Origin of the sequence: Marinoscillum sp. 108 (genome assembly GCF_902506655.1) — a bacterium.
Lineage (GTDB): Bacteria > Bacteroidota > Bacteroidia > Cytophagales > Cyclobacteriaceae > Marinoscillum > Marinoscillum luteum.
Map to the genome: position 1 here is coordinate 354,345 of NZ_LR734817.1, position 24,843 is coordinate 379,187.

At 44.3% G+C, this 24,843-nt stretch carries 26 protein-coding genes, 1 tRNA gene and 1 other RNA gene; 6 read left to right on the plus strand and 22 right to left on the minus strand.

The features are described 5' to 3' along the window. Positions 1 to 4: 4 nt before the first annotated feature. Positions 5 to 976, plus strand: a complete 972-nt coding sequence (locus tag GV030_RS18870; protein WP_159584914.1) for an acyl transferase — start codon at positions 5 to 7, stop codon at positions 974 to 976. A gap of 247 nt (positions 977 to 1,223) precedes the next feature. On the opposite strand, the gene GV030_RS18875 is transcribed toward GV030_RS18870, so the two are convergent. The 5 genes from GV030_RS18875 to GV030_RS18895 form a co-directional block, all read right to left on the minus strand. After that, entirely contained in the window at positions 1,224 to 2,381 is a 1,158-nt protein-coding gene (locus GV030_RS18875; protein ID WP_159584915.1) for a sigma-54 dependent transcriptional regulator, read from the minus strand. A gap of 16 nt (positions 2,382 to 2,397) precedes the next feature. Then, an RNA gene (gene rnpB / locus GV030_RS18880) (RNase P RNA component class A) lies at positions 2,398 to 2,800 on the minus strand. Positions 2,801 to 2,818: 18 nt separating this feature from the next. Further along, positions 2,819 to 3,217 carry a hypothetical protein gene (locus tag GV030_RS18885; RefSeq protein WP_159584916.1) on the minus strand — a complete coding sequence of 133 codons (399 nt, stop codon included), beginning with the start codon at positions 3,215 to 3,217 and terminating at the stop codon, positions 2,819 to 2,821. A 33-nt stretch (positions 3,218 to 3,250) separates the two neighbouring features. After that, the gene (locus tag GV030_RS18890; protein WP_159584917.1) at positions 3,251 to 4,555 is read right to left on the minus strand and encodes a deoxyribodipyrimidine photo-lyase; all 1,305 of its coding nucleotides are present in this window, start codon (positions 4,553 to 4,555) and stop codon (positions 3,251 to 3,253) included. Positions 4,556 to 4,599: 44 nt separating this feature from the next. Next, complete coding sequence (locus GV030_RS18895) at positions 4,600 to 9,108, minus strand: translocation/assembly module TamB domain-containing protein (RefSeq protein ID WP_159584918.1); 4,509 nt, start codon at positions 9,106 to 9,108, stop codon at positions 4,600 to 4,602. Between the two features lie 21 nt (positions 9,109 to 9,129). Between GV030_RS18895 and tsaD the strand changes: the two genes are divergently transcribed. The 4 genes from tsaD (at position 9,130) to GV030_RS18915 (ending at position 11,637) form a co-directional block, all read left to right on the plus strand. After that, positions 9,130 to 10,137: a tRNA (adenosine(37)-N6)-threonylcarbamoyltransferase complex transferase subunit TsaD gene (gene tsaD / locus GV030_RS18900; RefSeq protein WP_159584919.1), complete on the plus strand. Its 1,008-nt coding sequence runs from the start codon at positions 9,130 to 9,132 to the stop codon at positions 10,135 to 10,137. A gap of 58 nt (positions 10,138 to 10,195) precedes the next feature. Next, positions 10,196 to 10,663, plus strand: a complete 468-nt coding sequence (gene smpB / locus GV030_RS18905) for an SsrA-binding protein SmpB (RefSeq protein ID WP_159584920.1) — start codon at positions 10,196 to 10,198, stop codon at positions 10,661 to 10,663. A gap of 1 nt (position 10,664) precedes the next feature. Beyond that, a complete protein-coding gene (locus GV030_RS18910) occupies positions 10,665 to 11,171 on the plus strand; it encodes an HNH endonuclease (RefSeq protein ID WP_159584921.1) in 507 nt (168 codons plus the stop codon). A gap of 70 nt (positions 11,172 to 11,241) precedes the next feature. Further along, positions 11,242 to 11,637, plus strand: coding sequence for a hypothetical protein (locus tag GV030_RS18915; RefSeq protein ID WP_159584922.1), 396 nt, complete (start codon positions 11,242 to 11,244; stop codon positions 11,635 to 11,637). Between the two features lie 54 nt (positions 11,638 to 11,691). Here GV030_RS18915 and GV030_RS18920 read toward each other — a convergent pair whose 3' ends face one another. The 12 genes from GV030_RS18920 to GV030_RS18975 form a co-directional block, all read right to left on the minus strand. Continuing rightward, a complete protein-coding gene (locus GV030_RS18920) occupies positions 11,692 to 12,153 on the minus strand; it encodes a biopolymer transporter ExbD (protein WP_159584923.1) in 462 nt (153 codons plus the stop codon). 8 nt (positions 12,154 to 12,161) lie between these two features. Next, on the minus strand, positions 12,162 to 12,797 hold the full coding sequence (locus GV030_RS18925; protein WP_159584924.1) for a biopolymer transporter ExbD: 636 nt from the start codon (positions 12,795 to 12,797) through the stop codon (positions 12,162 to 12,164). Continuing rightward, a complete protein-coding gene (locus GV030_RS18930) occupies positions 12,797 to 13,108 on the minus strand; it encodes a hypothetical protein (RefSeq protein WP_159584925.1) in 312 nt (103 codons plus the stop codon). Before GV030_RS18930 ends, GV030_RS18925 begins: the two co-directional genes overlap by 1 nt. A gap of 19 nt (positions 13,109 to 13,127) precedes the next feature. Further along, positions 13,128 to 13,958: a MotA/TolQ/ExbB proton channel family protein gene (locus tag GV030_RS18935; protein WP_159584926.1), complete on the minus strand. Its 831-nt coding sequence runs from the start codon at positions 13,956 to 13,958 to the stop codon at positions 13,128 to 13,130. Positions 13,959 to 14,032: 74 nt separating this feature from the next. Next, a tRNA-Ser gene (locus GV030_RS18940) sits at positions 14,033 to 14,121 on the minus strand. 86 nt (positions 14,122 to 14,207) lie between these two features. Then, positions 14,208 to 15,275, minus strand: coding sequence for an asparaginase (locus tag GV030_RS18945; protein WP_159584927.1), 1,068 nt, complete (start codon positions 15,273 to 15,275; stop codon positions 14,208 to 14,210). Further along, complete coding sequence (locus GV030_RS18950) at positions 15,275 to 16,039, minus strand: TatD family hydrolase (RefSeq protein ID WP_159584928.1); 765 nt, start codon at positions 16,037 to 16,039, stop codon at positions 15,275 to 15,277. The genes GV030_RS18945 and GV030_RS18950 overlap by 1 nt, the downstream gene beginning before the upstream one ends. Next, positions 16,036 to 16,671 carry a polysaccharide deacetylase family protein gene (locus GV030_RS18955; RefSeq protein WP_159584929.1) on the minus strand — a complete coding sequence of 212 codons (636 nt, stop codon included), beginning with the start codon at positions 16,669 to 16,671 and terminating at the stop codon, positions 16,036 to 16,038. The genes GV030_RS18950 and GV030_RS18955 overlap by 4 nt, the downstream gene beginning before the upstream one ends. Beyond that, positions 16,668 to 17,861 carry a PP2C family protein-serine/threonine phosphatase gene (locus GV030_RS18960; protein ID WP_159584930.1) on the minus strand — a complete coding sequence of 398 codons (1,194 nt, stop codon included), beginning with the start codon at positions 17,859 to 17,861 and terminating at the stop codon, positions 16,668 to 16,670. Before GV030_RS18960 ends, GV030_RS18955 begins: the two co-directional genes overlap by 4 nt. An 8-nt stretch (positions 17,862 to 17,869) precedes the next feature. Beyond that, positions 17,870 to 18,142: a hypothetical protein gene (locus GV030_RS18965; RefSeq protein ID WP_159584931.1), complete on the minus strand. Its 273-nt coding sequence runs from the start codon at positions 18,140 to 18,142 to the stop codon at positions 17,870 to 17,872. Continuing rightward, on the minus strand, positions 18,118 to 19,230 hold the full coding sequence (locus tag GV030_RS18970; protein ID WP_159584932.1) for a glycosyltransferase: 1,113 nt from the start codon (positions 19,228 to 19,230) through the stop codon (positions 18,118 to 18,120). The genes GV030_RS18965 and GV030_RS18970 overlap by 25 nt, the downstream gene beginning before the upstream one ends. After that, the gene (locus GV030_RS18975; protein ID WP_159584933.1) at positions 19,227 to 20,036 is read right to left on the minus strand and encodes a lysylphosphatidylglycerol synthase domain-containing protein; all 810 of its coding nucleotides are present in this window, start codon (positions 20,034 to 20,036) and stop codon (positions 19,227 to 19,229) included. Before GV030_RS18975 ends, GV030_RS18970 begins: the two co-directional genes overlap by 4 nt. Before the next feature lie 53 nt (positions 20,037 to 20,089). Between GV030_RS18975 and ruvC the strand changes: the two genes are divergently transcribed. Continuing rightward, positions 20,090 to 20,647: a crossover junction endodeoxyribonuclease RuvC gene (gene ruvC, locus GV030_RS18980; RefSeq protein WP_159584934.1), complete on the plus strand. Its 558-nt coding sequence runs from the start codon at positions 20,090 to 20,092 to the stop codon at positions 20,645 to 20,647. Positions 20,648 to 20,720: 73 nt separating this feature from the next. Here ruvC and GV030_RS18985 read toward each other — a convergent pair whose 3' ends face one another. From GV030_RS18985 to rsmA, 5 genes are all read right to left on the minus strand, one after another. Next, complete coding sequence (locus GV030_RS18985) at positions 20,721 to 21,125, minus strand: HIT family protein (RefSeq protein WP_159584935.1); 405 nt, start codon at positions 21,123 to 21,125, stop codon at positions 20,721 to 20,723. After that, positions 21,125 to 21,598, minus strand: coding sequence for a transcription elongation factor GreA (greA, locus tag GV030_RS18990; protein ID WP_159584936.1), 474 nt, complete (start codon positions 21,596 to 21,598; stop codon positions 21,125 to 21,127). The genes GV030_RS18985 and greA overlap by 1 nt, the downstream gene beginning before the upstream one ends. Before the next feature lie 126 nt (positions 21,599 to 21,724). Next, positions 21,725 to 22,681 carry an NAD(P)-dependent oxidoreductase gene (locus GV030_RS18995; protein ID WP_159584937.1) on the minus strand — a complete coding sequence of 319 codons (957 nt, stop codon included), beginning with the start codon at positions 22,679 to 22,681 and terminating at the stop codon, positions 21,725 to 21,727. Next, positions 22,678 to 24,048, minus strand: coding sequence for a magnesium transporter (gene mgtE / locus GV030_RS19000; protein WP_255465569.1), 1,371 nt, complete (start codon positions 24,046 to 24,048; stop codon positions 22,678 to 22,680). Before mgtE ends, GV030_RS18995 begins: the two co-directional genes overlap by 4 nt. After that, positions 24,045 to 24,806: a 16S rRNA (adenine(1518)-N(6)/adenine(1519)-N(6))-dimethyltransferase RsmA gene (gene rsmA, locus GV030_RS19005; RefSeq protein WP_159584938.1), complete on the minus strand. Its 762-nt coding sequence runs from the start codon at positions 24,804 to 24,806 to the stop codon at positions 24,045 to 24,047. The genes mgtE and rsmA overlap by 4 nt, the downstream gene beginning before the upstream one ends. Positions 24,807 to 24,843: the final 37 nt, after the last annotated feature.

Consider the following 24,843-nt stretch of genomic DNA (forward strand, 5'->3'; position numbering starts at 1 on the left):
ACCGATGTTTGATTACGAAAATTTCAAATCCAAAATATTTTCTATTCAGCCCGAAAATTTTCAGACCTACGCATTGGAGGTCTTTGTCTATCAGTACCTCCACAATCCTACCTATCAAATTTACTGCCAGCATTTGGGAAAATCTCCGGATAACGTTCACTCATTACAAGATATTCCTTTTTTACCCATTGAGTTCTTCAAAACGCACCAGGTAATGACCGGAAAATGGAAATCGGAGAAGGTTTTCATGAGCAGCGGCACTACAGGAATGCAAAGAAGTGAGCACCATGTACGTGACCTGGGCTTCTACCACAAGATCGCTCAGGTGACTTTTGAAAGGCTTTATGGCGCCCTTCAGTCCATAGAGATTATGGCGCTCTTGCCTTCCTATCTGGAGCAAGGGGACTCTTCCCTCATTAGCATGGTGGACCACTTCATGAGTCAGGCTCATCCCGCCAGCGCCTACTATCTAGGGGATCATACATCCCTTCAAAAAGCCATCACATCATCCGAGCGTAAAAAATTGCTGATCGGCGTAACTTATGCGTTACTGGACATGGCAGATGCATTGAGCTTATCTGCGGATGATCTGATTGTGATGGAAACCGGTGGCATGAAGGGGCGCAGGAAAGAAATGATCCGTACTGAGCTGCACGAGGTATTGATGAAAAATTTCGCGGTGGAGCACATTCACTCCGAATATGGAATGACCGAGCTCACTTCTCAGGCTTACGCCATGGGAGGGCAGTTCGCCTTTCCGCCATGGGCCAGGGCGCTGGTCAGAGATATCAATGATCCATTCAGTTTTCTACCCGTCGGGCGGACCGGAGGTCTCAACATTGTGGATCTCGCCAATATAAATTCATGTGCATTTGTGGAAACAAAAGATCTCGGCCTGGAGAGTAAAACGGGTCATTTTGAGGTACTTGGCCGCTTTGACAACTCAGATGTAAGGGGTTGCAACCTCTTGGTATAATAATATTAATGCCGACAATTAAGTGTTTTTTTTTGTTTAGAACTAAAGTAAGTGATATTTTTGAGAAAGGTAACCAACCAGAGTGTTCTATCCTTTTAGAAAAATAAAGCCGCTCATGAAATTGAAATTTGTAATTATCGCACTCGTAATATTAGGTTTTTCAGCCTGTACCCAAAAGACCTGCCCAACATACGCTAACGTAGATGTTGAGCAGCAGCCTGTTGAAGAAGCGGCCAAGGTATAAGCCCTAAATCTCTACGTATTTTATCACATCCTCCTTCGTAATCTGAGCATTTGACATAATAATCAGTCGCTCCACGATATTACGCAGTTCTCGTATGTTTCCTGTCCATTTGTATTTCTGAAGCAATTCTATAGCCTCAGATGTGATTTTTTTAGGTGCAGTACCGTACTCCTGAGACACCTGATTGAGGAAATGGTCAACAAGCAACGGAATGTCATCGCTTCGATCTCTCAATGCAGGTACATGGATGATCATCACACTCAGCCTGTGATATAAGTCTTCCCTAAACCTTCCTGCTTCAATCTCTTTCCTCAGATCCTTGTTGGTAGCCGCCAATACCCTAACATCCACCTTAATGTTTTTATCCCCACCCACGCGAGTGATCTGGTTCTCCTGCAGTGCACGAAGCACTTTAGCCTGAGCCGACAAGCTCATGTCACCAATTTCGTCCAAAAAAAGTGTTCCACCCTGAGCTTGCTCGAATTTTCCGCTCCTTTGCTTGTGTGCGGAGGTGAAAGATCCCTTTTCGTGACCGAAGAGTTCACTCTCAATAAGCTCTGACGGAATAGCGGCACAGTTCACTTCAATCATCGGACTGGCACTTCGATGACTCTTCTCATGGAGCCACCTGGCCACAAGCTCTTTCCCAGTACCATTTTCTCCGGTGATGAGCACTCTCGCCTCCGTAGGCGCCACCTTTTCGATGGTCTCTTTGATCTCAACAATACCCGCAGATTCCCCCACAATATCATATCGGCTGTTGATTTTTTTCTTCAGTCGTTTGGTCTCGGTCTGCAAGGTGGAGTTGCTGAGTGCATTTCTGACGGTGAGGAGTAGCCTGTTCAGATCCGGTGGCTTCTGAATGAAGTCAAATGCTCCTTTCTTAGTAGCATCTACTGCGGTCTCTATAGTCCCATGTGCGGAGATCATAATGAAAGGAACATCCATACCACTCTCCATTGCTTTGGAGAGGAGCTCTACTCCATCCATTTTGGGCATCTTGATATCGCAGAGTACGGCATCAAAAGTTTGCTCCTCCAGCAGCGCCCAGGCTGCTTCACCATCCGGAGCTTCACTCACTTCATAAGATTCATCCTCGAGGATATCTTTCAGGGCCTGACGAATGGTTTTCTCATCGTCAACAATCAATATATGAGACATGTAAATGAGTTAAAATAAAAAAAGCAAGTCTGTAAGCCGGGTCCTGTATCCCACTCCGATAATCACCGGAGCAGAATGCTCATCATTTATCTAGTCCTGACGTCACCATCAGGATCCATCAGCCTACCCATTCTGCATTTGGGCGAGCAACCCTTAGAGCAGAACCTATTTGGCCTTTCAGCCCGCAAGGTTTACCATGCACTCTTGCTCACACAAGAGCCGGTGAGCTCTTACCTCACCTTTTCACCTTTACCCATTTGAAAAACCAAAAGGGAAGTTTGTTTTCTGTGGCACTATCTGTCGCCTATCCATTCCTGAATAGGCTCCTTCCTGTTAGGAAGTGCGGCGCTCTACGCTGCCCGGACTTTCCTCTCTGACTCCTGTAATGATGGAATCAGAGCGATGAGCCGACTTGCAATGACGCAAAAATAGATAAATCAGAAGACATCCTGACCAGTAATTTTAAACTCCCACTCATCGGCAGTATACGCTACCTCTGTGATCATCTCTTCGATAAGATTCTCATCGGTATGATCTAAAAATATAGAAGTATCCACCTTCAGAAAGCCATCTTCCACAATGAAATTGGTATGCACAAAATCCTTGCTTGCTTCCAATACAGCCGGGTAGTCTATCGGATGGTCCACACTGCATACCTTGGAGGTCACCTGTACAGTCTTTCGATTGTATTTTTCGTGATCCACCAGCCGGGCTATCACAGTCTGGAATCGATCATCCTTTAGCGGAATTACAAAAATTGAATGGTTATCATCATATTCTTGATACTCTCCACCAATTTTATCGGCAAATCTTTTACTAAAATCTTTAAAGTCCATGATGTTTTTTGGTTATGGAAATATACAAAAAAATCAGTTCTGAGAAAGTGCCAGCTTGTAGGTTTCTATAGCCCGCAGGCGTGCTTCTTTATGAGAAACAATCGGTTCAGGATAGTCAGGACTTCCATACTCTGGCACCCAACGTCTCACATACTTTAGTTTCGGATCAAATTTCTCCTGCTGACTGTAGGGGTTAAAAACCCGGAAATAAGGCTGTGCATCCGTACCCGTACCTGCCGCCCATTGCCAGCCACCGTTGTTACTGCTCAACTCGAAATCCAAAAGTCTACTGGCAAAATAACGCTCTCCCCACCTCCAATCGATCAACAGATGCTTGGTCAGGAAACTAGCCACCACCATTCTCACCCTATTGTGCATATACCCTGTAGCGTTCAACTCTCGCATACCTGCATCTACCAACGGATAACCTGTCATCCCGTTGCACCACTTTTTAAACTGAGTCTCATCATTGATCCAAGGAATACGATCATACTGTGGCTTGAATGCCTGATCTATTACCCTGGGGTAGTGAGCCAGAATCATCATGTAAAACTCCCTCCAAATCAACTCACTGAGCCATGTGTCAGATAAGCCGTGTGCTCTGCGTACCAAATCCCTGATGCTCACTGTACCAAAACGCAAATGGACACCAAGCTTAGAAGTACCATGCTCAGCAGGGAAGTCTCTTCTGGCCGCATACTGGGATATCAGAGCATCACTTATCTCAGCCGGGGGTAAGTCGATCTCCGTACGTTTAAAATTCATCTGGCTGAGGGAAGGTATTTCCCTTCCTCTCATGGGGACCAGGGTCTTCAAATTTGCCTCACTATCGTGCTTTGAGACACCCACCTGATTGAATTTCTCAAACCATTTATTCTTGTAAGGAGTAAAAACCTTGTAGGGTTCCCCTTCTTTGGTAAGAATTTCACCTGCTTCAAAAATGACCTGATCTTTAAAAGTGAAGAAATCCACTCCTTTAGACTTTAAGCTGTTTTCTAATGCTGAATCCCGCGCCGTGGCGTACGGTTCATAGTCCCGATTGGTGAAAACACCATTCACCTCATAATTTTCAAGGATAGCTTCAAAGGCCTTATCAGGAGTGCCATGATAGACATCCAGAGCACTTCCATGCTCCCGATAGTAGGTGTTCAGTCGAGTGACCTGATCATGAATGAATGTGATCCTTGGATCCTTTCTGTCCTCGAGCTCATCCAAGATATTGGTATCAAAAATAAAGACGGGCAAAACAGGAAGCCCGGCTGTCAAAGCATATTGGAGCCCAGTGTTGTCATGACCCCTCAGGTCTCTGCGATGCCAGAAAATGTTAATCTTAGCCATGGAATAAAAACCTGAACCAGCTGGAATAGTTTAGGAATGAAGGATTATCCCTCCTCATTGGCAGCCCGTTCCTTGCTCATATCTTTAGGCTTGCTGGAGATAGCAGCTTCCCGGGTACGTGTGAGCAATTCCCTCAGGTCATCAAAGGACTTGATGTACTGAAAGCTCACCCCGGTTTCCCGCTGCAAATCGTTCGCTATTTGTTCGGTTTTACTAAAGGCCTTCACCCTAAAGTGGCCATCTGGTGTTAACAAATACCGGATGGACCAATCGCCAATCACATCATTTGTGCTGGGATCATCCGCTCCACTACTCGGTATGGCCCCACCTCCACTTACACGCAAGCGTCCATCCATGAAGGTGTATGACAGCCGAAGCTGAAACGTATTGAAAGCGTTGGCATCAAGAGAAGAGAGGTCTACATCTACCTCCAGGTTTTCATCTACCTGACTGATGAAGTAAGAAAACTGATTGGAAAGAAACTCGCTGAGACTACCGCCCACATCGCTACCGCCCACATTGAAGCTAGACTGCCTGTAAAACTTACGCAGAATAAGTAAGCTAAATACCTGTCGCTTGAGTTCCTGCTCATTGTTATTCATAACACTCAGCGCGCGCTGCACGTCGGAGGTAGGGGAAGACTGAGAATCTTCCAGCTTGATTTCAAAGTCGATACGCGGAGAAAGCATTTCACCCTGCAACTTCAACACTACCAGCACCGGATACTTTTGACTGACTGCACTCGCATCAGCAGTTCCATCAAACTCATCAAAAGAAGCCAATTGTCTGTAGTTCGCATTGAGGTTTAGAATACCGGAATAGGGATCTCCATACCAAGAAATGGTACTCCCGGCAGATACCGTGAATTCCTTGTTGATACCAAGGGCTGGAATGGTGAAATTATAGGCCCCTTCAGTAATGCTGAGGTCGCCAAACAGCTCGAATTCTCCATTGGTATCCAAAAACATTTTGAGGTTACCATTGCCCCTGCCCCGAATAATGTCTCCTGTTCTGATATCAAAAATCAGCTCCACATATGCATCAGGAGTCACATCTATTTCAAAATCCAATCGAATGCCTGAAATGCTGTTTTTGACGATTTCATCAATATTAAAAGTGTTGGTGGTATCAGAGAAATCGACGAATGAGATGTAATCCTTTTGGGTAATCTCACTACTTTCGGAAAGGGGTATAAATAGTTTGGTCCCTTTCTCTGTAGTAGCTTTCGCCTTGATGATCAGATCCTCCACAGGTCCTGCGATACTGATATCCCCGGTCGCGTTGGCGGTACCATAATACAAACTATTTTCAGAGGCCGTGGTATTCAAGAGCTGAAAATCCCTCACGGCCATATTGATATCCACTTCCAGTTCGCGGAATCCTCGATGATAGATGGCGCCACTCAAAGTGGCCCTGTCATCGTCACGATCTCTCAGCTTGATTCCATTGAAATTAATGGCCTTGTTATCGAAAGACAAATCCCCGTCGAAAGAGTAGGTAGTTCCCAGATAATCAAAAGTAAATCGCCCATTGGAAACGCTACTGGAGCCGTTCAGGACAGGATACCTGGTAGATCCCGTGATTGCAATCTCACCATCCGCAAACCCACCTATATCCGAAAACAAACCCTGCAGGAATGGATCCAACAACTGCAAGTTCGCTTGATTAAATTCTGCCTTAATATCCAGCTGCTCCAGAGAGTCCCCGGGAATGTACATGCCGGCGATGGTAATGGTGTTAATGGCTTCTCTCTGCACTCCAAAATCAATTTCCAACCCACGTCTACCTGGGTTCCATTTGGATCTCCCGGCTACATTCCCCACCACAAATTCGTTCAATTCGAAGGCGTTTACATTCAAGTCACTATCGAGAATAAATGGGCTTTGAATATCTTCCCTTATGAGGTCCACTGTGGCGTCCAATACGCCGCCCAGACTGACGGGCAGTAGGGCTCCCAGAGCCTTTAGATCAAAGTTTTTAAAAGATAAATTCAGGTTGGTGGCAGCACTGTCTGTATAGATGCCTTTTAGCAGTATCGATTGATCATTTTGATACAGCTCCATCCTATCAAACACCAATTCCTTCTCGGTCAGCGTGATCTTGTTATAAGGGTTAAAATACCAACGCTCACCGAAAGCCACTAATTTAGATGGGAGGAAATTGAAGGTAAGCCGGTCATCTGATAATTTCATTTCACCATTGATGTCGGCCGAACTATTATTCTCTGGTTGCGCAATACTGGTGTAGAAATTGATCTTATCATCAAACCAAACAGCTTCTATAGACAAATTCTTGGTAGGTGGGTTATCTTTCCACGCCTGCTTTTGCGAATCGATAAAGACTGAGGCGATGATCCCGGCGGAATCCAGGTCTTTTGACAGGTTCACATCAATCGTGTTTTGATTAAACGAAAAACCATTAAAATACACGGAATCAATTTCTGCGAAGATGGACAACGTGGCATTTTTCCTTTGATAATAAGTACCCTCAAACACTCCTTTAGGAGACAAATAAAAATCCTTATCGAAAATCAAATTGGTATATCTGGAAATGTCATGATACCTAACCTGAAAATCAATAGAGTAGCTATTCACTGGTTGGTCAGCGGATACTTTCTCAGGATCTCTGGAGTAATCAGGGCTGAAATAGGCCTCTAATTCAGAGGCCATTGTTTCAATATCCGAAGATATCTGTGAGAAGTAAAAATCCCCCTCCAACTGGACATCCAGTTCTGGTAGGATCAATTCAATCCGTCTCTGCCGCCCTATCAAGGAAGAGTTGAGCTTCACCGAATCAAGTTTCAGTGAATCATCCGACCATACCAAACCTAAATCGTCTATTCTCACACTACCCTGCAGGCTATCCAGATTAAGCCCGCTAAGATCCGCATCCACCCTTCCATTGATTCTCCATTTTGTCCTGGTAAAGCCCAAAGCGAACAAGTCAAGTGTATCTATCTCTGAGTAGATTTTTACCCTTTCAGGAGCCTGCTTCAAATCCACACTACCTTCGGTCAGTACCTTACAGTTAGGATCGGTAATCTCCAACTTCCCTTCAAAAAACTGCGAAGAGAACTGGCCATTGGCTTTGATATGTTCATACTCGTACCCGAAAATTTCAGATCTAAACACTTCTGCATCCAAATAGAACTTGGCATTCTTCTGGGTCAGGCCCTGTCCATCTATTTTGCCTTCCAGGTTCACCCTCCCCACCAGCATTGTATCTCCAATGACTTTGCCCACATTAAAGTGATCGAGTTTCAGCTTTCCCGAATAGCTGGCTTCTTCCCATCCCTTTGGGAATTTTAGGTTTAAATCGGAATAGACCTTGCCTTCATTTGTATCAAAAGTGGCGTTCGCAACAAAATCGTTGGTAAATCCCAAGAATCTCCCGGAAAAACTAATTTCACCCAATTCTTCCAATTCCTTCAGCGAAGCAGTAGTGAAGACCTGCACATCCTGTGGATAAATCAACGCCTCCTTCACCCTGGCGTCAATAAACGTCTCCTCTATGGCCGGCAGTCCCATAAAATCAAAACTTCCCTCCAGGTGTGTTCCTATTCCAAAATCCAATTGGAGGTTACTCAATGAAAGCCTGGGAACGGGACCAGAAATCTGAGTGGATATATTCACTTCAAAATCATCAGTGGGCAAATCAACGAAAAAAGCAAGGTCATGCTTCGAAATGCGAGCATCCACCAAATTCACATCAAGTGCTACGCTATTGGTGAAGTCTGAAAGCGCTGAAAAATCTGAATACTTTAAGCCAAAATGATCCCTTATAATAGAATGACGAGTCTCCAGTACCAAATCACTCAAATCAATCTCATGACTATTCAGCATAAACATGGTTTGCAACTTTTCCACTGTCAGACCTGTAGCGGGATCTCTCGCAGCCAGGGATCTGATTTCGGCCTGAATGGTATCACGTATTATCGTGAAATCAGCAAACGTAGCTCCTGGTATCTCCAGCAAGAAATGCCCGTAATCAAACTTCCCCTGAGGTAGGCTATCATTCAATCGATTGTCGTATGAAAACTGAAATTGATCGAGTCGGATCTTGCCGAGAGACAACTTTGGCGCGGAAGCTTTGGACACGGTATCCTGCTTTTTGGGGGCCAGCGCCCTTAGGTCATTAATAAACTCAATAAGGTTGAGGTTGAGTGTGTCCTCATATTTTTTCATATGCAAGGCACCGTCTCTCAAATAAATCTGATCAAACCACAAATCCCCCTCTACCAGCAAATGATCCAATTGATAATCCACCTGAATGGTACTGGCCGAAATCATCACATTGTCCTGATAATCTTTCACTTCCAGCCCTTTTATTTCCACAAAATCAAACCATTTGATCTTAATGTTTGTAAACTTTGCGGTTTGCCGGGTGTTTGCATTGATTAATGACAGCACCTCATTGGCAAGATAATTTTGTAAGAAGGGGGTTTGCAATAGCAAAATCAAGATGACGAGGAAAATAGCAATGCCAGTGATGCTCCAGAAAATCAGCTTTCTGAGCAAAACAACTGCACTTCTGAATGTAATCTTTCCCTTCAAATCCCGTAAAATTCTGTTCTGATGAGTACCACGATATTAGGTATAGAGTCATCTTGCGATGAAACCGCCGCTGCTGTGTGCAAAGATGGAAAAATAATCAATAACATAATTGCAACTCAATCCATCCATGAAAGTTACGGAGGGGTAGTCCCTGAACTGGCATCCCGTGCACATCAAAAGAATCTCATTCCGGTGATTAACGAAGCATTGGTGGCTGCCGATATAAAAATGTCTGATTTAGATGCCATTGCCTACACACAAGGGCCAGGGCTACTCGGTGCGCTCCTTGTGGGAAGCTCATTTGCTAAAACAGCAGCCATGGCGCTGGGCATACCCATTATCCCCATCAATCACATGCAGGCTCATGTACTGGCGCACTTTATCGAAGATCCTATCCCGGAGTTCCCCTTTCTATGTCTTACAGTTAGCGGAGGGCACACGCAGATTGTAAGGGTAAACAACCACCTGGATATGTCCATCATCGGCCAGAGCAAAGATGACGCTGTTGGTGAAGCTTTTGATAAGTGTGCGAAATTATTGGGTGTGGGATACCCAGGCGGACCAAAAATTGATCAACTGGCCAAAACAGGAGATGCTAAAAGGTTCACTTTTCCGCATAGTGACATTCCCGACCTGGATTATTCGTTTTCCGGTATCAAAACTGCCTTCATGTATTTCCTGAGGGATGGCATGAAAAAGAACGATCAATTCATCAACGAAAACATCAACGACCTGGCAGCAAGCCTGCAAGGCACCCTCATCGATATGCTCTTTGTGAAACTCAAACTGGCAGCAAAAAGAGAGAAAATAAAAAACATAGCCATTGCCGGAGGTGTTTCAGCTAACAGCGGCCTGAGAAATCGGCTGCTCACAGATGCTGATAAATATGGATGGAAGGTTTTTATTCCCAAATTTGAGTACTGTACGGATAATGCGGCCATGATCGCCACGGCAGGCTATTACCACTTGCAAGCAGGTAAAACCGGTACGCTCCGGGACAGCCCTCAGCCGAGAATGTCATTTTCCTAGTCAAATACTTTCCATTAGACCTCCAACTTCATTATTTTTAAAATTGACCAAGTAAACCATGGCAAAAGACACCTCACGTTTTTCTAATAACATTTCGATCAAAAATCGAAAGGCCAGTTATGAGTATGAATTCATAGACAAATATGAAGCGGGCATTGTATTGAAGGGAACGGAAATCAAGTCCATTCGTGAGGGCAAGGCAAGTGTACAGGAAGCCTATTGTTACCTCAAGAATGATGAGGTTTTTATCAAGAGTATGAACATCTCTCCCTATTCGAATAGCTCCTTTGCCAATCACGAGATCACTCGTGATCGTAAACTGCTCCTTAAGAAAAAAGAGGTTGAAAAAATTAAGACAAAAACCGAAGAAAAGGGATTGACCATCGTGCCGACGAAGATGTATATCAATAGTCGGGGCTTTGCCAAGGTGGAAATTGCTGTGGCGAGAGGTAAAAAACTTTTTGACAAGAGGGATAGTATCAAAAAGAAAGATCAGGATAGGGAACTCAAACGGTTGAAAATTTGAAATGAGTACTGTACTGGTATTAAATGCGGATTTCAGTCCCCTCACAGTATGCTCTGTGGAGCGCGCATTTTTGCTGGTCTATCTCCAAAAAGCTGATACACTAAGCCAAGTGAAGGAAAAAACCCTAAGGAGTGTTTCACGGGAATATCCTTACCCTTCAGTGATCAAGATTCATAAGTATGTGAACGTCCCTTACAAAGGGGTCATACTCACCCGCCACAATGTATTCAAAAGGGATCAGTTTTCCTGTCAGTACTGTGGCGCCAGTAAAGACCTCACATTGGATCATCTGATACCGAAATCCAAGGGTGGGAAGTCATCATGGACTAACCTGGTCACAGCCTGTAAGAACTGCAACGCCCGAAAAGGTGACTACCGACCTGAAGATGTCGGACTGAAGCTCTCCAGCATGCCTGTGAGGCCCTCCTATGTCATGTTCTTAAGATCTACCACCAAGAGCCTCAGAGAGGACTGGATACCCTATCTGGAAAGAAAGGCAATAGCCTAGCCCGTACATAAAAAGAATAAATCGTTCAATCTTTGTAGGTTCGTACTACAGTATCAACAAAACCAATCCCATGAAGCTATTAAAAACCTCACTACTCCTTTCTGCACTTGTTCTGTGTTTCTCCTGCCAAACCACGGAATCCAGCTCAGAAGAAACCCTCTCGAAGCAGGCCCTTGAGAAAAATCTGGAAGAAACAAAAGATGATCTTGAGAAGAAAATAGCCGAACTCCAGGAAGGAGCTGGTGAACTCGCCGAAGACGCGCGGTTTCAAACTTACAAAGCCGTGGAAAAACTTCAGGCAGAAAGGATCAAAGTGCGCAGAATGATCAAAAAAGTAAAAAACTCTTCTGAGAAAGACCTCAAACGAGTGAGTAAGGAAGCCAAAGGGGTTTATGAAGATGCCGGAAAGCAACTGGACAATATCCGCAATGAGTTTAACGACTGGCTTGAAAAACAGAAGAAATAAAAAAAACCTGAAGGTGTCCCTTCAGGTTTTCATATTCTTAAGTAAATACTCTTCTTAAATTTCAGCTTTCTTCACAGAACTATAGAGCACCTTTCTTGCATTGGCTTCTCTTAATTCTTGCTGCACATCAGAAACAATTCCCATCTTCACCTCTACATCCACTTTCATAGACATAGTGATCTGATCGCGCTCCACTTCTGAAAGCTTGTCTTTCTCCTGACTCACAAACTGAACGATTTCATTAGCCTCTACAAAAACATCATTGGTTTGAATCTTAGGTTCATTACCATACTGAGCAGTATTTTTCGGCTCACCGATGTAGATATAGCTTACTAAGGACTTTCTTTCAATTTTGGTCAACTGTGTAGCTCGAGGAAGCTGCTGCTTCACCATGATATCAGTCTCTCTCATCACGGTGGTTACCATGAAGAAAAACAAGAGCATGAAAATAATATCAGGCAGAGCGGCAGTAGGAATTTCCTGTTGCGTGTTCGAACTCTTCTTAAATTTAGACATGCTTCAAATTATTTATCAGGTTCAGCAATTGATATCGCACGGGGGATATTAGATCTTGCCCGATTATACATATCCTTTTGAATATCGTCATCCTTGTCTAATGCCAACCACTCCTCTACTGAAATCCCTACTCTCTGAGCGTAGATTTCATTGTAGGCTCCGTTGATGGCATCAAGTACATTGATATATAGCTCATAGCTTGTACCTCGAGCAGCTTTGAATGATACCACACACTCAGTGGGGTCATCTGATGAATCGAGTCTCTTACCGAATCTATTCACCTCCGCCTTCATAGGTGATGGCAAGCTATTATAAACTATTATTCCTTCTTCTGTCGGGTCACCGAAGTTCAAAACGAACTCTTTAACCTCTCTCTTCAGATCTTCCATAGTCCCCTTGTATGGCTCATCTTCCACCAATAACTGGTCGCTCGAGTTGGCAAGGATCTTATAGATATTCTTATCGTTTTTCGTCACCTCTGGCGGTGGCTCATTAGGGTCTGGCTTTGGTGGAAGCAAGAGCGTAATCCCCTTGTCATTTGCTATGGTAGTCGTTACCAAAAAGAAAATGAGCAAGAGAAACGCTATGTCCGCCATAGACCCTGAGCTAACCTCAGGTAGTGGTCGTTTTTTACCTCTTGGCATTACTTAATCAATTTTGAGATTTCAGTATAAACAATCCCTGCCAGCGCAATAAAGAAGAATATATACATTGATATGATTCCTCCACCTACCAGCTTCGAAGTGCTTTCAGTGATGTCTGCAGAGCCTGTATCTGAGCCCGCAATAATGTATCCGATTAAAAACACCACTATCAGTGCGCCTAGTCCGATCCCTGACTTTATGAGTGACTGTGGATCACCTAAGGACTGAGCCAAAGGAATGATTATTGCAGCCAAAGCACAGAGCACGATTAAAATATAACTGGCGTATAGCCCTACATCTATGATATCCATGTGTCTGTCAGTTTAAATATTATTTAGAAAGATTATGCTTCACCAAAATATCTACCAGAGATATAGAAGCATCTTCCATACTATTTACCAAAGAATCGATTTTAGACACCAGGTAGTTGTAGAAAAGCTGAAGGATTACAGCTACGATCAAACCAGCAACAGTAGTCAAAAGGGCTACTTTAATACCTCCGGCCACAAGTGATGGAGATACGTCTCCAGCCTCTGCGATGGCATCAAAAGCACCAATCATACCTATTACCGTTCCCATGAAACCAAGCATAGGAGCTAGTGAGATGAAAAGGGAAATCCAAACCATTCCTCTTTCTAATTTACCCATCTCTACAGAACCGTAAGCAATGATTGATTTTTCAACCATTTCGATACCCTCTGACATTCTCATCATTCCTTGTACAAAGATCGACGCTACAGGCCCTCTGGTGTTTCTGCAAACCTCCTTGGCTGCCTCTACACCACCTGAAGACAACGCACTCTCTACGCTGGTCAGCAATTTTTTAACATTGGTAGTGGCCAGGTTGAGGTGAATGATTCTTTCGATTGCAACAGCCAATCCGAGGATCAAACAAAGCAATACGATCCCCATGAACTCTGGTCCACCATCGATAAATTGTTCCTTCACTACTTGGTGGAAGGTTGCGTCAGCCTCTTCTTCAGGTTCAACAATTTCTTCAACAACAGCCGCCACTGGCTCTTCCTCTACAGGAGCCTCAACGGAATCAGCTTCAGCCGCTATAGTATCCGATGCTACATCGGGGCTATCTTGTGCGAATGCATTCACTGAAGAAAAGGTGAAAACACCTGCTAACATCAAAAGAGTAAATAACTGTTTCATAATCTGTGTGGTCGTCTTCGGTTAAGTTTTATTTATTTTTCAATCCGTAAATATATTAATTATTCAAGAACTCGCGGAGAGAGAGGGATTCGAACCCTCGATACCCCGTGAAGAGTATACACACTTTCCAGGCGTGCGCCTTCAACCACTCGGCCACCTCTCCTAAATTCACTTGAATTTTTTATACAGGGCAACAAATAAATCAAGAAAATTAAGCTTATGCAAATTTTAAATGCAATTAGCAGATATTCAATTATCCATTTCGCCATTTAATGGAATGACCAACTTTTTGCGCACTTCATCCAGGCTCTTTTCTGTCCCCAAAAGGAACATTAACTTGGTGATAGCGGCTTCTGTCGTAATGTCACCTCCACTCAAAACTCCTATATCGTTTAAACGCTTACTCGTCTCGTATCGTCCCTGGATCACCTCTCCCCCACTACACTGACTCACATTGTAAATGATGATCTCTTTCTTAATCGCTTTTTGCAATGACTTAATAAACCAGGGGAAGTTCATAGTATTGCCAGAACCGTAGGTCTCAAGCACTACCCCTCTCAATCCCTTAATATTAAAGATACTTTCCACAGTCTGTTGGTTAATCCCTGGAAAAATCTTCAAAATGGCCACATTTTCGTCAAACTCCTTCTTGATCTTCAGCTTACTGCGGGCATTGTGAGGCCACATGTAGTTCAGCCTGTACTCTATATCAATACCAGACTCGGCCAGATAAGGGTAGTTCTGAGACTGAAACGCTGCAAACGTGCTACTTCGTATTTTCTGTGACCGATTTCCTTTCAGGAGATAGTAATTGAAATAAATACATACCTCATTGACGATCGGGCCTTTGTCATTTTTGGCGGATGCAATCTCCAGAGCGGTGATTAGGTTCTCCCGCGCATCTGATCGGATAGATCCTATTGGAATTTGTGCTCCTGTGAGAATCACCGGTTTGTTTAGCCCCTGCAGCATATAACTAAGCGCAGACGCACTGTAAGCCATGGTGTCAGTGCCATGCAAAATCACAAAACCATCATACTGAGCATAATTCTCGTAAATGATGTAGGCCATATCCTGCCAGTCCTGCGAATTAATATTGGATGAGTCACGGGGTTCTGGAAAAGAGATGACGGTAAGCCTCAGTTCCAGTCCTTTCAATTCGGGAATGCGGTCTATGACCCTACCAAAATTGAATGGCGCAAGGGCGCCAGACTCATCATAAGCCATACCAAAAGTACCCCCAGTGTATATAATCAATATGGAATCAACAGGGTCTACAGAGGCGGTAGTCCTTATGTTGACTATTTTGTAATTCATTAACGAAATAAGGTTTTGCTGTTTTGGGAGGTAATTTCTCCAATTTCTGCGACTTCTCTATCAAGTATCTCCGCGATTTTTTGGGCCACAATTTTTGTATAGGCGGGCTCGTTACGCTTGCCACGGTGAGGGGTCGGGGCAAGATACGGACTATCCGTTTCCAGTAATATATGTTCCAAAGCAACCCCTCTGATCACAGGTTCCATTCCTCCATTTTTGAAGGTGGCGACTCCTCCCAGCCCCAACTTAAAATTCAAGTCAATCACTTCATTGGCTTGCTCCAAAGTTCCGGTAAAACAGTGAAATACGCCAGTAAGCCCCCTATCCGCATAAGGTTTCACCAGAGCAATGGTCTCATCAATGGATTCTCTACAGTGAATGACTATGGGTAATTGATGCCTTATGGCCAGCTCACATTGGATGCGAAAAGCCTCCTTTTGCTCTTCAAATAAGGTCTTGTCCCAATAGAGATCTGTTCCCATTTCACCTACTGCGCAAAAGCCCCCTTTGGAGAGAAATTCTTCCACTTCATAGAGTTGTTTTTCAAAATCTTTTTTCACCGAGCATGGATGCAAACCCATCATGGGAACACAGAAACCCGGGTACTTCAGTGCCAACTCAAGCATATCCTCAATCGACTCATGGTCAATGTTGGGCATATAAATGCGATCTACCCCCGCTTCTCGGGCCCTTGAAATCACCTCCTCGATATCGACCTTAAACTCTTTTGTATAGATGTGTGCATGTGAGTCTACCAGAATCATAAGTTGCTAAGTGTTTTAAATGAATAACCCAAAGTAGAAAAATGTTCCAACACCCTGGGCAACATCTCTTTCAGATTTTTAAAAGCTTTTTCACTGTCATGAAAAACTAAAATAGAACCGGGATCAGCCTTTTTCATATAATCCAATGATTGTTTGCGGTCCAATTCCCGATCAAAATCACCGGATAAGTGAGACCACATGATGATTCGATAACCCGCCTTTTTCAGAGCTCTGAGCTGACCGAGCTTCAGATTTCCATAGGGAGGCCTGAAAAGACGATCATTAGAATATTCATCCTGCAGGGTTTGACATGCCAGCACGTCGGCCATATACTGGTATGTCTTGGTGGCCCAACCATTCAAATGACTTTGAGTATGATTGCCAATGAGATGGCCATCATCATTGATCTGCTTAACCACTTCCTGATTGGCCTCCATAGCCGAGCCCAGGCAAAAAAAAGTAGCCTTGGCCTGATAGGTTCTCAGCTGTGCCAATACATATGGTGTGACTACCGGGTGCGGCCCGTCATCAAAAGTCAAGAACAACTCCTTTTTGTTGGTCATGACCTTCCAGACAGCTCCCGGATACAGCCAGCTTATCCAAAAGGGGTTTTGGAAAAAATAATTTCTCATGGATTCTTGACCAGGCAAGATAGCATGGTGATGTCATCCCGATAGGGCACATCTACCCTGAACTCATCAAGGCTTTTGAAAATATCGAGGTGCAGTTTATTAATATCTGTGGGGATTCCGCCTTCTAAAAATGCCTTCAGACGCTCCTCACCATATTGGTCATCTGCAGCATTGAAGGTCTCAGTGAGACCATCAGTGTATCCAAAAAAGAAGAAATCGCTCAGGTTTTCAATCCTAACGGTCTTCAAAAATGGCAATGGATCAAACATCCCAAGGATGGTCGTCCCGTCATTGAGCTCCTGAATACCATCATTAGTGACCAAATAGAGCGGATTATGCCCACAGTTTACATATTCGAAAGACTTGTCATGAAAGTCATAAATACCCAGGAAGAAAGTGATGAAGTTCTCGGCATTGCCACTATCGGTGATGATGTGATTGAGTTCTGCCACGATCTCCTTAGGATCCTGTGTTTTACGCACAAGTGTGCGGAGCGAAGCCTGAAAATTGGACATCAGCAAGGCTGCCGGTACTCCTTTGCCACTCACATCTGCCACGCAGACCAAAAAGCGATCATTGTCAATGGCCAGATAGTCATAATAATCGCCTCCCACATCCTGATGGGGTAGGTAGACGGCCTCTATCTTCAGGCGGTGGGTCTTAGGTAATTCTTTCGGAAAGAGGAAATTCTGCACCTTTTTGGCAATTTCCAGCTCTTTTCTATAAGCCTCCTGCTGAAGCTGCTTTCTGGCCAGCTTCTTATTCTCTACAGCCACTATGATGATATTTGTGAGTGCCTTTAAAAAGGTGGTATTACTCTTTTTGCCCGATCGCTCATTGCCACCCACAAAAACAATGGCCAGCAAGCGATCCTTGTGAGTCACCGGAATAGCTAACTCAAATGCCTGAAACTCCTCATCGCAATCAGCAAGTTCCCGCACCTCACGCAAGTCCCAGAAAAACTGAGGCAAAAACACTTTATTCCAATCCGTCTGGGTTCCAAAATGAACTTTACAGTCCCAGTTGTCATCCTTCACATAAAGGGCAAGGCGCTGCACCTTCAGATCCGCAAGCAGTGTAAACTTGTAAATCCTGAATAGATCCTCTTCAGCAAGGTTGTTGTTGATTGCTTGAGTGATCTCCAGAAGCGCATTGAGCTCCAGGTCTTTTATGTCCAGGCCGTTCGGCATTTTTTATATTATGAATTATGTGCGAGCAGACCACTTTTGGTGGCAAGGAAGAAGTACTCGTCTGCGTGATTATTCAAATCGATCTGTCCTTCAGGCAGTTCGTCATCGATGGTCTTCATGATTTTGATCCACCCTTTCCTGTAAATACTATCCAACACAGGAATCAACTTGGCCGGTGCCCAGCCTATAGTCTCCCGAAGCACTCCGAAAGGGGTAACAAAATAAAGCTCATCTAAAACATCAAACTCCTCGTCGGTCATGAATAGTATCTGCCTTTCCATGAATAATGTCCAAAAATAGACGCTATTCCCAAGAATAGCACGAGGAAAGGGTAAATTATCTCCATCACGAAAGACGCCCAAATGACATTTCGCACTCCAAGAAAAACCGCCACTGACCTGATATAAAGACTAAGAACAAGGGCTCTGAGCAAGAAAAAAGATGTGAATATTACAAATGACGCTTCATTAGTAAGACCTTCAACGAGCATGTAAGCAAATACGAGGTAGTTAAAAAAGACCGCAATAGCCATGAGCTTGACGTAATAGCTCTTGTGAAATTTCCATTTACTGCTCCATCTCTTGCGCTGATTGATCAGCTCGCCCAGAGTGTCTTTAGCCGGAGTTGAAACAATGGCTCGTTTATCTTTTAGAAACAACACACCATTGGGATAAGCTCTGAATATTTTTTGTAATAAAAACTCATCATCCCCGGAGGCAATCTCCTGATTGCCCTCGTACCCGGAAACCTCGTGAAAAGCGGACTTACGATAGGACAGGTTGGCCCCATTGCACATCCCCGGGTTACCAGATTGCAGGCTTGCTGCACCCAGTCCTATCAAACCGGCAAATTCCAGTGACTGAAGATGGGTGAAAAAATCATGCTCCACCATCCGCACTGGTCCAGTGATCATTTGAATGTCCTTGGTGTATTTGTTGGCATACACCCGAATCCACATTGATCCTACCCTGCAATCCCCATCCGTGGCTAGTATAATCTCATTTTCAGCCAGTTCCAATGCCTTGGAAATGGCCTGTTTTTTCCCCTTCATCCCATAATCCTTCAAGCGAACCAAATGGTATTTCATGGAAGATCTTTGCAGTACTTCTGCTGCTATTTCCAGTGTCCCGTCATCAGAGTCATCATCTATGACGAGAACCTCATACAAATCCGCAGGATACTCCTGAGCCTGCAGGTCTGCGAGTATGGAGGCAATATTTGCGGCCTCATTGCGTACGGGGATAATGACAGAAAAGGTCAACAACCCTCCATCATCCGCTTCCACCGAGGTATCTATCCGGCACCAGTGATACCTGGCCCACAACAAAAAGCCGCAATAGATCAATGAAAACGCAATGAAAATAATCATTGCGCAATGTTAAGTTTTAATTTAAAAACATAGACTGTACCCAGGATAGAAGGGATGACAGTATTTATCATCCAAATGATCAAACAAGGAATCAAAACAATGCTTACATCGGGCACATAAGCCTGAAAGAAAACAATTGCGCTGGCTTCACGCACCCCGAAATTTCCAAAAAAAGAGGGGATAACTGACCTGAAAAGAAAGATCCAGCCAATACCCAAGAGGATTAGATACCATGCCAGTTCTGGGAGAAAAAGACTCAGAACAAGATAAAATTGAAAAGTGAAAATGACATAACGCAGAAGTGATAAAGCCAACACCTGTATCCACATAGAGCCATTACCCCGACTACTCAATACCAGCAGCCCAACTCCCACCACCAAAAAAGGGATGGCCAACATCCAGTGATTATACCAGTCAAAATAATAAAGCACTGAAATCCCACCATAAAGCAGGGTGATCAATAAAAGGATGGTTCGGTTAATCAGGAGTGCCCCCGCTGATTTTTTAGCATTTTGCACATTCAGTAGTCTGCCCCCCACATCCCCAAGAGTGAACGGAATCACCCAGTTGAGGGCCAAACCAGCCAGCACTCTCCGCCACGCTTCTTGAAATGAACTCGTCTCATGGGGGATTGATACACGCCATTTTTCTGCCTCCAACACCCAGTTGAGTGGCATGAGCATCAACACTATCATGTAGATAATTATGCCATCAGGTTTATCAAAAGCCTCCTTGAGACTAATATCAGACAGATCCACCCGCGTACTGATAAAATAAATGCAAAGACCTGTGACAATTATCTTCACAGTCCACTCCAGTGATTTTTTATATCTCTCTGTGTAATGGTTAATTTGCATTGATGTCAAAAGATACTTCATTAGAAAAGATCATTTTGGGGCTGGATCCCGGCACAAGTGTAATGGGATACGGACTCATCAAAGTTAAGAAGCAGGATATTAAACTCTTGCAATTTGGTGTGATCCATCTTAGTAAATACTCCAGTCATGAGCTAAAACTCAAAAAAATATTTGAACGCATCATTGGCATTATCGATGACTACCACCCGGATGAGGTAGCTCTTGAAGCTCCCTTCTTTGGCAAAAACGTGCAATCTATGCTAAAGCTGGGCCGTGCTCAGGGTGTGGCCATGGCCGCTGCACTCTCCAGAGAAATCCCCATCACGGAGTATGCTCCTAAGAAAGTGAAACAATCAGTCACCGGAAATGGCAATGCCTCCAAAGAACAGGTGGCGGCTATGCTCAAAACGCTCCTCAAGTTTAATGATGCACCCAAACTCCTGGATGCAACTGACGCCCTGGCAGTCGCACTTTGTCATCATTACCAGGGAGGAAAGCCCCAGCAGTCCTCTAAAAGCTGGAAAGCTTTCCTTTCGGAAAATCCCGGTAGGATTAAATGATCAGCAAGCGATAAAAAAAAGCACCCTGGAGAAATCTCCAGGGTGCTTTTTTATTTCTTGGATACTCGGCTAACTACTTCGCCAACGTAAAGGCGGCCTTAATCTTCTCTGCCACTTCCATCAGGTCTTCTTTACCCAGAGAAAGTTTTTCTTTCCCGAAGTTCATATCATTCACCGCATTGATCGGGATCAGATGAACATGCGCATGAGGCACTTCCAACCCAATCACAGTCACACCAATCCGTTCGCAAGTCACCACAGCTTCTATAGCCCTGGCCACTTTCTTCGCAAAAATGTGGAGCCCGGCCAATACCTCATCATCCAGATCAAATATGTAATCCATCTCTTGCTTGGGTATAACTAAGGTATGTCCTTGCACCAGTGGATTGATATCTAGAAAAGCAAGAAAATTCTCATCCTCCGCCACTATATGAGCGGGGATTTCTCTTGCTACGATCCTGGAGAAAATACTTGACATCAGATAGAGATATCAATGATTTCAAATTCAATCTCCCCTGCCGGCACATTGATTTTGGCCGTATCCCCGGGCTTTTTGCCCAGTAACCCGCTACCTATAGGGGATTTTATAGAAATCTTATTCTGCTTTAGGTCAGCTTCCTCTTCTGCTACCAACTGATATTTCATCTCCATTCCCGTCTTCTTGTTCTTTATCTTCACGAAAGACAAGATGCCCACTTTGGATGCATCCAAACTGGACTCATCAATCACTCGGGCATTTCCTACAACCGCTTCAAGCTTGGAAATCTTTAATTCCAGCAAACCCTGAGCGTCCTTAGCAGCATCATACTCGGCATTTTCACTCAAATCTCCCTTGTCACGTGCCTCAGCAATCTGCTTAGACATGGCCGCTCTTCCTTTGGTCTTAAGCTCGTTCAACTCATTCTTGAGACGATCCAAACCTTCTTTTGTGTAATAATTTAATGCTGACATACCTTTATTCTTTAACCTACTAAAACAAAAAAGAACGGCCCCATAAGGACCGCCTTCGTATCGATAGTTTCTTTATTTCTCTTACTAAAGAGGCAAATATAATTTTTTTGAGGATGATTTACAATTTCAGCTTAACTGTGCAAGGTCCCCTGCCTGAAGCTTCCGTATTAACACCTCATTGATTTTACGGTAAGATTCAAACGTCCATCCTGCCACATGAGGTGTCAGGATCACATTGGGATAGCTGATCAATTCTTCAAAATCTGCCCGCTGTGCCTCTGTTAATTTATCCAGTTTTTCATTTTCCAATACATCCAGACCAGCCCCTAGTAGCACGCCTCTTTTCAGTAAATCATTCACCGCTGACAACTTCACCACTTCTCCCCTGCTGGTATTGAGTAGGAATTTTAGGTTTTTGAAACGAGCAAAATACTTCTCATCAAAAAGAAACCTGGTCTCTGAAGTGAGCGGCACGTGAATACTAAGAACCTCCACTTCATCAAAAAATTCCTGCAAACTCACCTCTTCCAGATAATCAGTGGAGAACCCACTTTTATACTTATCATAGGCCACCACTCTGCACGAAAAACCCTTCAACCGCTGAGCAAATGCTGCACCCATGTAGCCATATCCGTAAACCCCTACTGTTCGTCCCATGAGCTCCCAACCCCGATTGGCCTCCCGGTTCCAAACTCCACTTTTCACTTCTTCAGTGCCTGTATTGAGCTTATTGAAAATGGTGAGTAGCATCCCTACAGTGTGCTCAGCCAGGGCATCCCTATTGCCCTCCGGGGCATTGATCAACTTGATGCCTTTTGAAGACACATAGGTGTAATCTACTTTGTCGAGTCCTGCACCAGCCCGTGCCACAAATTTCAAATTCACCGCCCGATCAATCAGTTCACGGTCTACACTCATCTTGCTGCGAATCACCAGACCGTGGTACTCATGAATAATCTCACGTACTTCCTCAGGCCTGATCAGAGGCCGGTAGTCCGGAACAAAGCCGGCATTCTCAAATAGTGATGTGATACTCTCGTGCATATCATCCACGATGAGCACCTTTAAACCTTCTTCATTCATAAATTGTAAAGCAAATGGGCGACAGAAAAATAAACGGCTAATCCCAGCAAATCGTTCGCTGTAGTGATGAATGGACCTGATGCAAGTGCCGGATTGATCCCAAACCGATCCAGAATCAGTGGGGTGATAGTGCCCATGAAAGAAGCCAGGAGTACTACGCTAAACAGCGCAATGGACACGGTGGCAGCCAGGGGTTCGTTTCTATTCACCATCATGACCACACCAAATACCATCAGAGCGAGAATCACGCCATTGACCACTGCTACAAAAAGCACTTTCATCAGTCGCTGCACGATGCCTCCTGCAAATACATTGGGATTAGCCAGACTTTGTACAACAATGGACGAGGATTGTATGCCCACATTACCACCTGTGGCCGTAATGAGCGGGATGAAAAATGCCAGCGCAGGAATGAGCACAATATCGCCTCTGAAAAGCCCCATAAACTGGGCGCCCAACAATCCCCCTACCATACCGACAATCAACCATGGCAATCTGGCCTTGGAAAGCATCCATACCGTGTCGTCTTCTTCCACATCAGCACTGATACCAGCCATCATCTGACGTTCCTCTTCAGCCATTTCAGTGATCACATCCACAATGTCATCAATGGTGATTCTACCTACCAGCTTTCCACGTGCATTTACCACCGGAGCTGCTTCCAAATCGTATTTTCTCATGATGATAGCTACCTCTTCCTCATCCATATAGGTCTCCACAGAAACCACATTATCATCATATATATCGGCGATTTTAGCACTGTCTTCTGCCAGAATGATCCGCTTCAGCGACACCTTCCCCACCAGTTTGCCAAGGTCATCCACCACATATACAGAGTAGATCTTCTGCACATTTTCAGCCTGCTTGCGTATCTCTTCTATACACTGCTTGATGGTCCAGTTGATATTGGCTTTGATCAGCTCCTTGGCCATCAGTCCTCCAGCCACATCCTCTTCATACCTGAGTAGGTCCAGGATGTAGCTGGCCTTTTCTTCGTTGTCTATGAATCGGATAACTTCCTCCCGCTTCTTGAGAGACATCTGATAAAGGATATCAGCTCCATCATCAGAATCAAGATACTCGATGTACTTAGCCAGCTCTTCAGGAGTGAACTCCGCAATGAAATCCACCCTCACATCTTCCTCCAGATCATTCAGGATGGCCGCATCCACCTCTTTGGGCAGAAGCCCAAACACATAGTGGCACTCTTCCGAGTCAAACTCATAAAGCAGCGCGGTGATATCAGCCGGATTGACTCCTTCAAGCGACTGCCTGATGAAAGCCTCATCTTTCTCATCCAGTGCTTGCTGGAAGCGCTCCAAAAACTCTTTGCTAAGCGCAAACTCCATGATGGATTCGGTGGTCATGCGGAAATGTATTTTGTCAACTGTATAAACTCACTCACCGACAATTGTTCAGCTCGCTGGCCAAAAACTTCGGTATCAGTAGCAAAATCCAAATTTAAGTCTTTTAGGGCGTTGCGCAACGTCTTCCTTCTTTTTCCAAATCCGGCTTTCACCACCCTTTTAAACAGAGCTTCATCACATTCCAGTCGGGCAGTTTCGTTTCTGGTAAGCCTGATCACTGCGGATTGTACTTTGGGTGGGGGATTGAACACCTGCGGCGGTACAGTGAAGAGGTATTCGATATCATAAAAAGCCTGTAGCAATACACTCAGTATCCCATAGGTCTTGTTGCCTTCTTTTGAAACGATCCGGTCAGCCACCTCCTTTTGGATCATGCAGACCACTTCGTTCACCGTATCTCTATGATCCCATATTTTAAAAAATAGCTGGGAGGAGATGTTGTATGGAAAATTGCCAATGACGCCTATAGGCCCATTCATTTCGGCCAGATTGTATTTGAGGAAATCCTGATGCAAAAATTTAGTAGCGTGTTCAGGAAAATGATCCTTTAGATAAGCCACAGATTCAGTATCCACATCAAACGCTATGAAATCTGGAAATTCATCCAGCAAATACTTGGTCAATACTCCTGTGCCCGGCCCCACTTCTATCAAAGTTGACATCTTTCCTGGATCCAGTCCGTTCACAATTTTCCTGGCGATGTTTTCATCCTTCAGAAAGTGCTGACCTAAATGCTTTTTGGGAGTTACCTGTTTCAAAGGGTCTGATTATTTTAAAATGAATTAACTTTTCGGC

What these genes read in the sequence shown, in the direction of transcription:
- GV030_RS18870 (WP_159584914.1), top strand. Translation starts at nt 5, where the DNA reads ATGTTTGATTACGAAAATTTCAAATCCAAAATATTTTCTATTCAGCCC.
- GV030_RS18875 (WP_159584915.1), bottom strand. Translation starts at nt 2,381, where the DNA reads ATGTCTCATATATTGATTGTTGACGATGAGAAAACCATTCGTCAGGCC.
- GV030_RS18885 (WP_159584916.1), bottom strand. Translation starts at nt 3,217, where the DNA reads ATGGACTTTAAAGATTTTAGTAAAAGATTTGCCGATAAAATTGGTGGA.
- GV030_RS18890 (WP_159584917.1), bottom strand. Translation starts at nt 4,555, where the DNA reads ATGGCTAAGATTAACATTTTCTGGCATCGCAGAGACCTGAGGGGTCAT.
- tsaD (WP_159584919.1), top strand. Translation starts at nt 9,130, where the DNA reads ATGAGTACCACGATATTAGGTATAGAGTCATCTTGCGATGAAACCGCC.
- smpB (WP_159584920.1), top strand. Translation starts at nt 10,196, where the DNA reads ATGGCAAAAGACACCTCACGTTTTTCTAATAACATTTCGATCAAAAAT.
- GV030_RS18910 (WP_159584921.1), top strand. Translation starts at nt 10,665, where the DNA reads ATGAGTACTGTACTGGTATTAAATGCGGATTTCAGTCCCCTCACAGTA.
- GV030_RS18915 (WP_159584922.1), top strand. Translation starts at nt 11,242, where the DNA reads ATGAAGCTATTAAAAACCTCACTACTCCTTTCTGCACTTGTTCTGTGT.
- GV030_RS18920 (WP_159584923.1), bottom strand. Translation starts at nt 12,153, where the DNA reads ATGTCTAAATTTAAGAAGAGTTCGAACACGCAACAGGAAATTCCTACT.
- GV030_RS18925 (WP_159584924.1), bottom strand. Translation starts at nt 12,797, where the DNA reads ATGCCAAGAGGTAAAAAACGACCACTACCTGAGGTTAGCTCAGGGTCT.
- GV030_RS18930 (WP_159584925.1), bottom strand. Translation starts at nt 13,108, where the DNA reads ATGGATATCATAGATGTAGGGCTATACGCCAGTTATATTTTAATCGTG.
- GV030_RS18935 (WP_159584926.1), bottom strand. Translation starts at nt 13,958, where the DNA reads ATGAAACAGTTATTTACTCTTTTGATGTTAGCAGGTGTTTTCACCTTT.
- GV030_RS18945 (WP_159584927.1), bottom strand. Translation starts at nt 15,275, where the DNA reads ATGAATTACAAAATAGTCAACATAAGGACTACCGCCTCTGTAGACCCT.
- GV030_RS18950 (WP_159584928.1), bottom strand. Translation starts at nt 16,039, where the DNA reads ATGATTCTGGTAGACTCACATGCACACATCTATACAAAAGAGTTTAAG.
- GV030_RS18955 (WP_159584929.1), bottom strand. Translation starts at nt 16,671, where the DNA reads ATGAGAAATTATTTTTTCCAAAACCCCTTTTGGATAAGCTGGCTGTAT.
- GV030_RS18960 (WP_159584930.1), bottom strand. Translation starts at nt 17,861, where the DNA reads ATGCCGAACGGCCTGGACATAAAAGACCTGGAGCTCAATGCGCTTCTG.
- GV030_RS18965 (WP_159584931.1), bottom strand. Translation starts at nt 18,142, where the DNA reads ATGGAAAGGCAGATACTATTCATGACCGACGAGGAGTTTGATGTTTTA.
- GV030_RS18970 (WP_159584932.1), bottom strand. Translation starts at nt 19,230, where the DNA reads ATGATTATTTTCATTGCGTTTTCATTGATCTATTGCGGCTTTTTGTTG.
- ruvC (WP_159584934.1), top strand. Translation starts at nt 20,090, where the DNA reads ATGTCAAAAGATACTTCATTAGAAAAGATCATTTTGGGGCTGGATCCC.
- GV030_RS18985 (WP_159584935.1), bottom strand. Translation starts at nt 21,125, where the DNA reads ATGTCAAGTATTTTCTCCAGGATCGTAGCAAGAGAAATCCCCGCTCAT.
- greA (WP_159584936.1), bottom strand. Translation starts at nt 21,598, where the DNA reads ATGTCAGCATTAAATTATTACACAAAAGAAGGTTTGGATCGTCTCAAG.
- GV030_RS18995 (WP_159584937.1), bottom strand. Translation starts at nt 22,681, where the DNA reads ATGAATGAAGAAGGTTTAAAGGTGCTCATCGTGGATGATATGCACGAG.
- mgtE (WP_255465569.1), bottom strand. Translation starts at nt 24,048, where the DNA reads ATGACCACCGAATCCATCATGGAGTTTGCGCTTAGCAAAGAGTTTTTG.